Below are 11,906 nucleotides of genomic sequence, written 5' to 3' on the forward strand. Positions count from 1 at the left end.
AGCGGACAAGCCTCACGGCGGCGCGCTCGCGCCATGCGGGCGCGGGCCGGGCCGCCTGCGAACAGCGTCCTCGCGCTCAGCTCTGCCCGGGACCGAGCGCCTTCGGGCCGGAGCCGCGCATCCACAGGTAACCCACCCCGCCGAGCAGCAAGATGGGCCAGAACGCCAGCGCTGCGTAGGCCACGGCGGCCGAGCTCACGCCGGTCAGGGCTGCGGCGCCTGCTGCGGCGCCAGGGGTCGCCTTGCGCTGCTTGCGGTAGGCGTAAGTGGCGCCGGCGGTGCCGCAGCCGATGAGAAGCGCGAGAAGCATGAGCAGAGGCCTCCGGAAAAAGCGGTGTGTCGCAGTATAGTGCTTTTACGAGGCGGGGCGAGCGGACTGGACGCCGGGCGGACGGCGGCTGATACTTCGCCCGTGGCAGACGACCGGAAGAGCATCAGCGCCCGCGATTCGCGGCCGAGGGCTGCGGGCCCGGGCCCCGCGGGCGGACCGCAGCAGGACCGCCAGAGGCGAGAGCGCGGCCGAGGCCCGCGTGAGGGTGGCGAGTCGGCGGGTGGCAGCGAGGCTGGAGCCGACGCTCGCCCGCCGCGCGAGGGTGTGGCTGACGCCCGCCCGCCGCGCGAGGGTGGAGCCGACGCTCGCCCGCCGCGCGAGGGTGCGGCCGACGCTCGCCCGCCGCGCGACGGCGACCGTGGCGACCGGCGCCCGGGCGACGGCCCGCGTGGCGACCGGCCGCGGCGCGACGACGGCCCGCGCGGCGATCGGCGCGACGACCGACGCGACGACCGACGCGGCGGTCCGCCCCCGCGCCGCGACTCCTCCTCCTCCCCGCTGACCGCCTCGCTGTTCAGCGCCGTCCAGGACAAAGAGATGCCGTGCCGGATCGCCGGCTGCGAGAACACCTGGACCTGGTTCGCCGCCCAGCAGATCCGCGGCTTCGGCCAGCGCCCGCCCGATCGCATGTGCGATCATCACCTGACCCAGTTCAGCGAGCTGTCCGACCGCGAGGTCCACTGCCGCACCCCTGGCTGCCCCAACACCTGGCTGTGGAAGCGCGGGGCTCAGCTGGCCGAGCTGCAGCGCCACGGGCGGCTGAAGAAGCCGGCCCGGCTGTGCAACGAGTGCGTCGCCGCCGAGCGCGAGACCGGCGACGCCGAGATGCCCTGCAAGGTCGAGGGTTGTCGGCGCAGCTGGATCTGGACGCGTGACGCCCAGCTGCGCCACCGCCTGTGGGTCCTGCGTCAGCGGGCCCGCGCCCGCGCCGTCGAGGCCCGCCACGAGTCGGCCGCCGCGGCCGAGGTCGAGGCGACCGCCGACGCGCCTGTCCCTTCGGACCTGTCCTCCGAGACACCCGTCGAGGTCGGCACGCCTGTCCTCGAGGCCATGTCCCCGGCGACCGACGAGGCCGCGCCCGCGGGCGGCGAGGCGCACGAGGTCGGCGACAGCAAGGCCGGGCCGGGCAAGAAGCGCCGGCGCCGGCGCAAGCAGCACGTGCGCGCCGAGCCGGACCCCGAGGGTCCGCCGCAGCGCATGTGTGGCCTATGCGCGCAGAAGCTCGGGCGCCTGGTCCCGCGCGAGGTCCCGTGCAAGGTGCACGGCTGCGTGCGCACCTGGACGTGGGACCGCGCCGGCCAGCTGCGCGCGTGGGTGCTGTCGGGCAGCGACGACGTCGAGTTCGAGCCGGCGGCGCCGAAGCGCATGTGCGAGGCCTGCCGCGAGTTCTGCCGCAAGCACCCCGACCGCGAGATCCACTGCGGCCGGCCCGGCTGCCCGTCGGTGTGGATGTACAAGACCGGCGCCCAGCTGCAGGCCTTCCTGGCCGGGCGGCTGCAGGACCCGCTCAAGCTGTGCGACGAGTGCGCCAAGGGCGAGTTCGCCAAGACGATCGAGGAGGCCGGCCTGCCCGAGGGCGCCGAGATCATGCCGTGCGTGGTCCCGGCGTGCGACGGCAACTGGGTCTACATGCCGGGCCAGAAGCTGATGCACGTGCCCGACGGCGAGCTGGCGCCCGACCGCATGTGCCTCAAGTGCAAGCGTGAGCGCGGCCTGGCTCCCCCCGAGGAGATCGTCGGCGAACCCATCGGCGAGCTCGAGGTCTCGCCGGAGGACACCGAGGCGTCTGACGACGAGAGCGACGCCGACGAGCTGCTGGCCGACGATCCGGAGCCCGCGCACGACGACGGCGCTCACGACGCCGCCGATGACGCCGCTCACGACGACGCCGCTCACGACGCCGCCGATGACGCCGCTCACGACGACGCCGCTCACGACGCCGCCGATGACGCCGCTCACGACGACGCCGCCGCCGCCGACGACGAGCCGCAGACGGACGAAGAGCCGGCCGCGGACGACGAGACCGCGACTTCGGATTGACGGGGCCGAGCGTCGCGTGCGAGCCTCCGCGGGCGCACGCGACGCTGCTCTCTCGACCGCGTCCTCCCGCTCTCGGACCTCCGGGTCCGCCTCACGCACCAGCGACTCCGACCGCTCCCGCGTGCGCGACCTCTCCGACCGGACCTCGAGCCTCGCGCCCGGGTCCGGTCCTCCTGCCCGCCGCTTCGGGCACCTGTCTCTCGGCACAGGGCCGAACGAACAGGCCCCTTCGTACAGGTCCTCTCGCACAGGAACTTCGAGACAGGTCCCTTCGGCCATGGCCGCCAACCCGCTCCCGCGCTCCTTCGCCCTGGCCGAGACCCGCCGCCGCTACGAGGTCACCCCGCGGACCCTCGACGACGAGCTGCTGCGGATGGCCCGCGGCGACCGCGGCTGCCTCGGTGACGCCGTCTCGGGCTTCGGCGCGGTCGGCGTCCTGCTCACGGCCGTGCTCGCGTACATGGGCTTCCTCGGGGCCGGCTTCATGGTGGTGTTCGCCGGCCTGATGATCGGCGGCTTCGTCCTCAGCTCGGCCGCCCAGGCCCGCAGCGGCCCGGCCCGCTACAAGGCGCTGACCGAGGGCCCGCTGGCGCTCGGCCGCGTGCTGCGGGCCGACCCGGCCCTGTTCGAGCCCGGCGACGTGCCCTACCCCGCGCTGGTGGTGTTCGCCGTCGACGCCCCGCACCGGTTCGACGCCGACTATCTCCACGGCGTCGCCGCGGCGCTGCAGGCCCTGCGCGACGGCGGCGATGCGCCCGCGGAGCAGGCCGAGGTCGCGGCGATGCTGCGCGACCCCAACCGGATCGCCCCGCTGCGCCTGCCGCCCGCGCTCGCCGGCGCCGGCGATGCCTGGCTCGGCGTCATCAGCGTCGACCCGCGCCGCCTGCCCGCGCGCCGCATCGAGGACCACCTGGTCCCGGTGATCGCCGCGCCCGGCCTCGCGTTCGTCGAGCACGTGTGAGCCCGCCGCGTCGAGGACCACCGGGTCCCGGTGATCGCCGCGCCCGGCCTCGCGTTCGTCGAGCACGTGTGAGCCCGCCGCGTCGAGGACCACCGGGTCCCGGTGATCGCCGCGCCCGGCCTCGCGTTCGTCGAGCACGTGTGAGCCCGCCGCGTCGAGGACCACCGGGTCCCGGTGATCGCCGCGCCCGGCCTCGCGTTCGTCGAGCACGTGTGAGCCCGCCGCGTCCGTCGAGCGCAGGCCAGCGATGGGCCAGCGGCGGTGGCTGCCTGTCTCTCCGGACAGGTCCATGAGCCGCGGCTCCGCGCGCTGGCGCGCGGCCGGCCTCGACAACCGCGCGAGCGCCAGGGTATGACCGGGCGGGGCGAGGTCGCTCGCCGAGGAGCCCGATGAAGCAGCCTGTCCGAATCGCCCTGTCTGTTGCGCTCTGTCTCTTGGGACATGGCTGCAAGGCCAGCTCCCCCTCGACCGAGCCCGAGCCCGCCGCCGCCGCGCCCGAGCCCGCGCCCGCGCCCGCTCCGGCGGCCAGCGGTCCGGAGGTGTGGGTCGGCGCGGTCGAGCTGCCCGGCGACGCCAAGCTGCGGTTCATCGCCCGCCTCGACCCGCCGCGACCCGACGACCCCGAGGCGGCGTGGAGCGGCCGGCTCGACATCCCGGCCCAGAGCATCAAGGACTTCCCGCTGCAGGACGTGCGCGTCGCCGCCGACGGCGTCGATTTCGTGCTCGCCCCGCCCGGCGCGCCCGAGAACCAGTGGGCCATCTTCAGCTTCGACCGCGAGGCCGGGGCCGACGACGTCAAGGGCAGCCTGAGCCAGGCCGGTCAGAGCCTGCCGGCCACCGCGCGCAAGCTGAAGCCGGGCGAGCCGACCGACGTCGCGCCGAAGCGGCCGCAAGAGCCGAAGCCGCCGTTCCCGTACGCGACCCGCGAGGCCGCGTTCGTCAGCGCCGCCAAGGACAAGGTCGCCCTGGCCGGCAGCTTCACCCTGCCCGAAGGGACAGGTCCGTTCCCGGCCGTGGTCCTGCTGACCGGCTCCGGCCCGCAGGACCGCGACGAGTCGCTGATGGGCCACCGCCCGTTCCTCGTGCTCGCCGATCACCTGACCCGCGCCGGTTTCGCGGTGCTGCGCTTCGACGACCGCGGCGTCGGCGGCTCGAAGGGCGACCTCGACAAGGCGACCCAGCTCGACCTCGTCGGCGACGCCCGCGGCGCGCTCGACTGGCTGGGCCAGCAGCCCGAGGTCGACAAGACCAAGCTCGGACTCATCGGTCACAGCGAGGGGGCGATGATCGCCGCCCGCACCGGCGCCGCCGACAAGCGCGTCGGCGCGGTCGTGATGCTGGCCGGGCCCGGCGTGACCGGCAAGGAGATCCTGGTCCAGCAGATGATCGCCCTGGCCCGCGCGCGCGGGCTGGCCCAGGCCGACATCGACGCCCAGGTGGCGCTGCAGAAGCAATTGCTCGACGGCCTGGTCGCCAAGAAGAAGCGCGCCGACCTCGAGCCGATCCTGCGCAAGCTGGTGGCCCTGCAGACGGGCGGCGCGACGCCGGAGCAGCTCGACGCGCTGGTCGGCGCGTCGCTGGCGTCGCTCGACACGCCGTGGTTCCACGATTTCCTCAAGGCCGACCCACGCACCGACCTGCGCAAGCTGAAGAAGACGCCCGTGCTGGCGCTGATCGGCGCGCTCGACCTGCAGGTGCCGGCCGACGGCAACCTCCCCGAGCTCGAGCAGGCGCTGGCCAAGGCCGGCAACAAGGACGCGACCGTCAAGTCGCTGCCCGGCCTCAACCACCTGTTCCAGCACGCCAAGACCGGCTCGCCCGGCGAGTACGGCGAGATCGAAGAGACGATGGCCCCCGAGCTGCTCGGTGAGGTCTCGAGCTGGCTGCGCACGCGCTGGCCCGCGCCCTGACGCGGTAGAGCGCCTCGCGGCCGAGCAGCCGCGGAGACAAGACGGCCTTGTCGAAGTGTCCTCGAGGACATATCGATAAGGCTGTTGTTTTAGATGCACGCCCATGGCCACATGGTCCACCTGTGGCTATGGGTGCGCATGGGTCCTGTCTCCGCCGGCACGCGCATGTCAGTTTGACAGGAACCTGTCAATCTCTCGCGCCCATGGCCACGGGTGCGTATGGGTCCGCGTACCTCGCTGTCTCGTCGCCACGAACATCTCCATGGCGCCGAATTCAATTTGACAGGTACCTGCCCATCGCGCAGAGTCGCCGGCGTGGCGCGATGGACGGACAGAGGGCTCGCCTTCACCGATCTGATCCTCGAGGTGTTCCGGCTCAACGGTCTCCTGCTCGCGGCCGGTGACCAGCTCGCCGCGCCTTCGGGCCTCACCAGCGCGCGCTGGCAGGTGCTCGGCGTCGCCGATCACGGGCCGGTGACGGTCGCCCAGGTCGCGCGGACCATGGGCCTGAAGCGCCAGAGCGTGCAGCAGACAGCTGACGCGCTCGCGCGTGACGGCTTCGTCGTGTTCGTCGACGACCCCGACGACGCCCGCGCCCGGCGCATCGCCCTCACCACCGCCGGGCGTCGGGCCCTGCGCGCCGTCGAGGCGCGGCACGCAGTGTGGGTCGAGGGCCTGGCCGCGCGCGTCGACCTCACCGCGCTGCAGGCCACCGTCGCCGCCCTGCGCGACGCCGTGCACCTGCTGCAATCGCCGCCGCGCGCCCGTGGCCGCCCGAGAAAGGACTGACGCCCCGCATGCACCCCGAGACGATGATCCCCGTGCTCCCGAGCGTGTCGCTCGCCGACACCCTCGCCTTTTACCGGCTGCTCGGCTTCGAGGTCACCTACCAGCAGGCCAGGCCTTACGTCTACGCGGCGACCCGCCGCGGCGGCATGGAGGTCCACTTCATGGGCATCCCGGAGCTCGACCCCAAGGGCGCCTACAGCACCTGCCTGGTGATGGTGCCCGAGGTCGAGCAGCTGCACGCGACCTTCGCCGGGGCGCTGCGCGGCGGCTACGGCAAGCTGCCGATCGCCGGCATCCCGCGGATCACCCGCATGAAGCCGGGCCAGACCCGCTTCACGATCGTCGACGTCGCCGGCAACTCGCTCGTCTTCATCAAGAAGGACGCCGGCGGCAGCGAGGACGAGGAGCCGCTCGAGGCCGTCAAGCGCCGGCCCGGCGAATCGCGGCTGGCCCACGGGGTCCGCTTCGCCGCCCGCCTGCGCGATTTTAAAAATGACGACGAAATGGCGGCGCGGGTCCTCGACCTGGCCTTGGCCCGCCCCGACCCCGGCGACCCGTTCGAGCGCGCCCGGGCCCTCGCGGCCCGCATCGAGCTGGCGATCGCCCTCGGCCAACCCGACCGCGCCGATGCCCTCGGCGCCGAGCTGGCGGCGCTGCCACTGTCGCCCGAACAGCGCGACGAGCTCGCGGCCGAGCTCGAGCGGGCCCACGCGCTCGAGCGCTCGCAAGCGTGAAGGCTGTCCCGCAGGACATGTCCTTCGGGATGTCCGGCCCCGACGCCCGCTCGAGCGCTCGCTCGCAAGCCTGATTGCTGTCCCGCAGGACATGTCCTCCGGGACACTCCAAAATCCCCTCTGGCGCCCGCCTCGCCGGCCAGCGGCCTCCTCCGCGCCGCGCCGCCGCGATCGCCCGCGAGTCGGACCTCGCCCGCCGCGCCGGCCCGCGCCCGCCACCCTGAACTCGTGCCGCGCCTCGCCTTTGCGACGCTCGCCGGCCTGCTCGGCGCCTGCGGTCCGTCGGCCGACAGCAAAGCCCCGCGCGACGACGAGTACCCGCCGACGATCCAGCCCTACGACGACGACGACGCCGACGCGAACGCCGACCTGCCGGCGTGGCATTCGCTCGGGGGGGCGATCGCCGAACCAGCCGCCACCCTGAGCGCCGACGGTCGCCTCGAGGTGTTCGTGCGCGGCCGCGACGGGGCGCTGTGGCACATCCATCAGGTCGCGCCGAACAGCGGCTGGTCGGAGTGGAGCTCGCTCGGCGGCCGGCTCGACGGCGGCGTCGTCGTCGTCGTCGGCGAGGACGGCGACGGCCAGCTCGACGTGCTCGCGCGCGGCAGCGACGGCGCGCTGTGGCACCTGCGGCAGACCGGGCCGAAGCACGCGTGGCCGAGCTGGAAGCGGCTCGGCGGGCAGCTCGTCGCCGGCGACCGGCCCTCGGTGGTGCGCGGCCTCGACGATCGCCTCGAGGTGTTCGTGCGCGCGCCCGACCGCCAGGTCCACCACCTGCGCGAGCTGCCCGGGTCGGCGTGGAGCCGCTGGTACGTGCTCCCTGGCGCCGTCGGTCCGGTCACCGCCGCGCGCGACGGCGACGGTCGCCTCGCCCTGTTCGCCCGCGGGGACGACGGTCGACTGGTGCACCGGCGCCAGCTCGCGCGCGACGGCGGATGGAGCGAGTGGACCGCGCTCGCCGGACCCATCGCCGGCCGCCCCGCGGTGGCCCGCAACCACGACGGCCGGCTCGAGGTGTTCGCTCGCACGGACGCCGGCGACCTGGGCCACGCGTGGCAGACGGCCCCGGGCGGGGGCTGGTCGCGCTGGGCCTCGCTCGGCGGCGCGCCCGCTGACCCGGTGGCGATCGCCGGGCCCGACGGCCGCCTCGAGGTGTTCACCCGCGGCCTCGACCACGCGCTGTGGCGGATCGGCCAGATCACGCCCGGCGGCGCCTGGTCGCCCTGGAGCTCGCTCGGCGGCGCCTTCGCCGATGTGCCCGCGATCGCCCCCAACCAGGACGGCCGCCTCGAGGCCTTCGTGCGCGGCACCGACGGCGCGCTGTGGCACCGCTGGCAGACCCGCCCGGGCTGCTGCTGGTGAACCGCTGCTTCGTAAAGAATATTCGAAAGAACATGCGCAAAAGGCCATGTCCCGAAGGACATGGCCTTTGGCACCTATCTCTTATGCCATCAAGCCCGGCGCGCGCGCCAGCGGTCGCGCAGGGTCTTGCCCTGGCGCCACAGCCAGATGCCGACCACCACGTAGACCTCGAGCGCGAGCAGCAGCAGCAGCGGGTCGTAGGGCGCGCGCAGGCGGGTGTCGCCGAAGTAGATCGCGGCGGTGATCATCAGCGCCACCACGTGGAGGGCGATGAGGCCGTAGTTGGCGACCGTGCGGCGCATGAACAGGGTCACGAGGCCGAGCACCACCGGCGCGACGACGAAGGTGGTGTAGAGGCCCTGCCACCAGATCGCGCGCGGGCGCCATAGGTCGCGGCCGGAGTCGGGCCACGGCGTGTTGTAGCCGGCCAGCAGCAGCATGTTGACGATGCCGTACTTGATCTGGCCGAGAATGCCGGTCTTGCGGATGCACTTGGCCATCAGCGCGTCGAGGGCCTTGGCGTCGGCGATGTAGCCGCGGTACTCGAGCTCGGGGCCGAGCGCCGGGTCGAGCTGGACCCACGAGCGCGGCGCCGTCTTGGCCCGCTTCTCGAGCTGGATCAGCGGCGGCGGCCCGAAGCGGATCTTGCCGCGCCCGGGCTCGGTCGGCGCCGCGGTGGCCTTCTTGTTGTGGCAGCGACCGAACAGCTGGTTGAACTTGCCGTTCTCGCTGACGAGGCCGAAGCGGCCGGTGTGGTGGTGCATGCGCGCGACCGAGAACCCGAGCACCGCGATCAGCGGGATGCCGGCGAACACCAGGTGACGCCAGCGCACGTTCGGCAGCGCCTTGCGCCACACCAGCCACAACAGCCCGAACAGCGCGATCGACATCAGGATCTGCGGCCGGCAGGCGGTCGCCAGCGCGGCGGTGACGCCGGTGGCCCAGGCGTCGCGGCTGCGGCCCTCCTGGACCAGGCGGACCAGGTAGAACATCGACGCCATCATGAACACGCCGAACGGGATCTCGCTCAGCGTGTAGCCGCCGAGCGAGATCAGCGGGTAGTAGAACACCAGCAGCGTGCCGAGCAGCGGCGGGATCCACTTGCGCGGGCTGATGCGCGCCGCGATCCGGTAGGCGTAGGCGACCATGCCGGTGCCCATCAACGCGTAGGCGATGCCGATCGCGGTGAAGTTGTCCTTGCCGAACAGGTACTTGATCAGCGCCAGGATGAAGTGCGTCCCGTAGGGGAAGAACGCGTGGTACTCGTTGGGCGCGCCGAACTTGTCGACCATCTGGTCGGCCCGCGAGACGTAGCCCTTCATGTCCGAAGAGACATAGTCGCCGAGCGGGTGGACCACGAGGTTCCAGTGCAGGCGGACGAGGAAGGCGCCCAGCACGATGACGAGCGGCCAGCGGTTGCGGTAGAGCCAGTCGAGGACGCGTTGCACGGGCACCAGAGGGGGCGGAGAGTAGCAGCGTTCCGCACGCCGCGGGAGGCGCGAGCGGGGCCTTCACGCCCCGCCGGCGACGCGGGCGCGGGCGCGCCCCGTCGCAATTGCGCAGCCTCACGGGCGCCCCGCGACGGGACGCCCGCGAGGCGGCGCGCTCGGTTCAGTTCTGCGGGAACTCGACCCAGTGCGCGTCGCTCAGGTCGGCGAGCGCGCTGGCCTTGAGGCCCACGTCGGACAGCGTGAACACCTGCTCGCCGATGACGATCGAGCGGCGCAGCATCGGCGAGTAGTAGCAGCCGTAGTACTCGTCCCAGCACTCCTCGACCACCGGCTCGGGGTGCTGGACCTCGCCGATCAGCGAGATGCCGTCCTCCTTGTCGACGCGGAAGCCGAACGCGCCCTGCTCCCAGGAGTAGCCGATGTTCTCGTCGTAGGTGCCCCACTCGAGCGGCAGCATCGCCAGGCCCGTCTTGCCCCACCACAGGAACGCCTTGTGGTCGAACAGCGCCTCGGACCAGCCCCAGTCGTCGCCGATCGTGGCCTTGTGCAGCTGCTTGGGCGCGGCGTCGTCGGACACGTCGAACAGGCTGAGCTGGAGGCCGAGCAGCTGGCCCTCCTCGGTGCCGTCCATGCCGACGCCGAGGATCAGATCCTCGCCTACGGGGTGGAGGTAAGCCGAGTAGCCCGGGATCTTCAGCTCGCCGGCGACGACCGGCTTGGTCGGGTCGCTGACGTCGACGGTGTAGAGCGGGTCGGTCTGGCGGAAGGTGACCACGTAGCCCTTGTCGCCGATGAAGCGCACGCCGTGGATCTGCTCGGTCTTGCCGAGGCCGCCGACCTGGCCGATCTGCTGCAGCTCGTCGCCCTCTTGGCGCAGCACGCTGACGAAGCTCTCCGAGGTGGCCTGGTCCCAGCCGAGGCTGTCGGTGCTGGCCACCCGCAGGTCGCCCTCGTGCTCCGACATCGCCCACTGGCTGAGCAGCCAGCCGCGCACCGAGCCCGACGCGACGTAGTTGGCGCGCGAGCGGTCCTGGATGTCGAACTTGTGGACGTACGTGGTGCGGCCTTGCTCCTCGGCCGAGGCCTCCGGGTCCCAGTCGGCCGGGTTCCACGGGGTCGTCGCCACGTAGAGGTTCTGCTTCGAGGCGTAGACCGTCTCGCCCTCGGAGAACACGCCGACGCCGCCGGTCGGCGCCAGGTGGCCGTCGAGGTCGACCGTCAGCACGCCGAGGGTCGAAAGGCCCGAGTACTCGCCGGTGTGCATGACATCGTCGCAGGCCAGCAGCACGCCGCTGGTGACCGCGGCTTGCCCGTTGGACATGTCCTCACGGACATAGCGCGGCAGCCAGTTCTCGATCGTCGAGGCGTCGATGACCGAGCTGTTGTGCACCTTCGACTGCGCCAGCGCGATCTTCCACATGTGCTCGTAGAGCGCCTCGGTGCCGCCGCCCTGCTCGAACGCCGAGTAGTCGAAGAACTCGTACGGGTCCTTGAACTTCAGGCCGTTCGGGGCCGAGCGCACGACCACGCGGGCGACGCCTTCGACCATGCGGGCGCTGACCAGGTCGCCGGTGATGTGGAGGTTCGACACGATCTTCATCGCGTCGGGGTTGGCGATGTCGACCTCGATCAGGCGGGTGATGCCGGCGTAGTAGTCGGGGCCGAAGTACTGCTGGAGGTCGACCCCGGCCGGCTGCGGCGCGCCTTCCCAGTCGCCGTAGTAGTACGGCGAGCTGCGGACCAGCAGCAGCGCGCGGTCCTCGTGCATGAACAGCTGCGCGTCGCGGACGTCGGCGCCGATCTCGAGCGAGCTGCGCAGGGTCGGCGAGGCGCCCGACGCGTCGACGAAGTGGAGCCTGCCGCCCGCGAACGCCAGGATCCGCTCGCCGTCGGTCTTGACGATGTCGGGCTCGTCGACGCCCGCCTCCTGCACGTTGGTGCCGGAGTAGTCGTCGCCCTCGACGCCGCCGTTGTCGCCGCCGTCCTGCGGGGCCTCGCCGCCGTCGCCGCCGCTGGACTCGCCGCCGCTGTCGGTGCCGCCGGTGGAGAGGCCGCCGCCGTCACCGACAGGATCGCCGAACCAGCCGCTGCTGTAGTCGTAGCCCTGAAGGTTGCCGTACTTCTCGATCAGGCCCTTGGCCTCGCCCTTGGTGTACCCGAGCAGGTCGTCGCAGCTGTCGAAGCCGTAGAGGACGCGCGGGTTGAGGTCGCCGCCGCCGGGCGACTCCCGGTCCGAGCAGCCGGTGGCGAGGGCGCCGAGGAAGAGGAAGGCGGGGAGCGCGAGCGCGTAGGGGCGGGACATAACGAGTTCTCCGAGTGCGAGGGCGA

9 protein-coding genes are annotated in these 11,906 nt (G+C 72.7%); 6 read left to right on the forward strand and 3 right to left on the reverse strand.

Annotated features, from left to right (window positions below; translation table 11 throughout):
* Positions 1–76: 76 nt before the first annotated feature.
* A complete protein-coding gene (locus POL25_RS28160; RefSeq protein WP_272089318.1) occupies positions 77–310 on the reverse strand; it encodes a hypothetical protein in 234 nt (77 codons plus the stop codon).
* A gap of 285 nt (positions 311–595) precedes the next feature.
* On the opposite strand from POL25_RS28160, the gene POL25_RS28165 reads away from it, so the two are divergent.
* The 6 genes from POL25_RS28165 (at position 596) to POL25_RS28190 (ending at position 8,127) form a co-directional block, all read left to right on the forward strand.
* The gene (locus POL25_RS28165; RefSeq protein ID WP_272089319.1) at positions 596–2,371 is read left to right on the forward strand and encodes a hypothetical protein; all 1,776 of its coding nucleotides are present in this window, start codon (positions 596–598) and stop codon (positions 2,369–2,371) included.
* A 277-nt stretch (positions 2,372–2,648) separates the two neighbouring features.
* Positions 2,649–3,332 (forward strand): hypothetical protein, encoded by a 684-nt coding sequence (locus POL25_RS28170; protein WP_272089320.1) that lies wholly within the window; start codon positions 2,649–2,651, stop codon positions 3,330–3,332.
* Between the two features lie 389 nt (positions 3,333–3,721).
* On the forward strand, positions 3,722–5,242 hold the full coding sequence (locus tag POL25_RS28175; RefSeq protein ID WP_272089321.1) for an alpha/beta hydrolase family protein: 1,521 nt from the start codon (positions 3,722–3,724) through the stop codon (positions 5,240–5,242).
* Positions 5,243–5,557: 315 nt separating this feature from the next.
* Positions 5,558–6,031, forward strand: coding sequence for a MarR family winged helix-turn-helix transcriptional regulator (locus tag POL25_RS28180; protein ID WP_272089322.1), 474 nt, complete (start codon positions 5,558–5,560; stop codon positions 6,029–6,031).
* A gap of 8 nt (positions 6,032–6,039) precedes the next feature.
* Entirely contained in the window at positions 6,040–6,765 is a 726-nt protein-coding gene (locus tag POL25_RS28185; RefSeq protein ID WP_272089323.1) for a DUF8817 family protein, read from the forward strand.
* Positions 6,766–6,993: 228 nt separating this feature from the next.
* The gene (locus tag POL25_RS28190) at positions 6,994–8,127 is read left to right on the forward strand and encodes a PLL family lectin (RefSeq protein WP_272089324.1); all 1,134 of its coding nucleotides are present in this window, start codon (positions 6,994–6,996) and stop codon (positions 8,125–8,127) included.
* 89 nt (positions 8,128–8,216) lie between these two features.
* On the opposite strand, the gene POL25_RS28195 is transcribed toward POL25_RS28190, so the two are convergent.
* Both POL25_RS28195 and POL25_RS28200 read right to left on the reverse strand, forming a co-directional pair.
* Positions 8,217–9,575: an ArnT family glycosyltransferase gene (locus POL25_RS28195; protein WP_272089325.1), complete on the reverse strand. Its 1,359-nt coding sequence runs from the start codon at positions 9,573–9,575 to the stop codon at positions 8,217–8,219.
* 163 nt (positions 9,576–9,738) lie between these two features.
* The gene (locus POL25_RS28200) at positions 9,739–11,880 is read right to left on the reverse strand and encodes a beta-propeller domain-containing protein (RefSeq protein WP_272089326.1); all 2,142 of its coding nucleotides are present in this window, start codon (positions 11,878–11,880) and stop codon (positions 9,739–9,741) included.
* Between the last annotated feature and the right edge of the window lie 26 nt (positions 11,881–11,906).

Origin of the sequence: Nannocystis bainbridge, assembly GCF_028368995.1 — a bacterium.
In the GTDB taxonomy this organism is placed as follows: Bacteria; Myxococcota_A; Polyangia; order Nannocystales; family Nannocystaceae; genus Nannocystis; species Nannocystis bainbridge.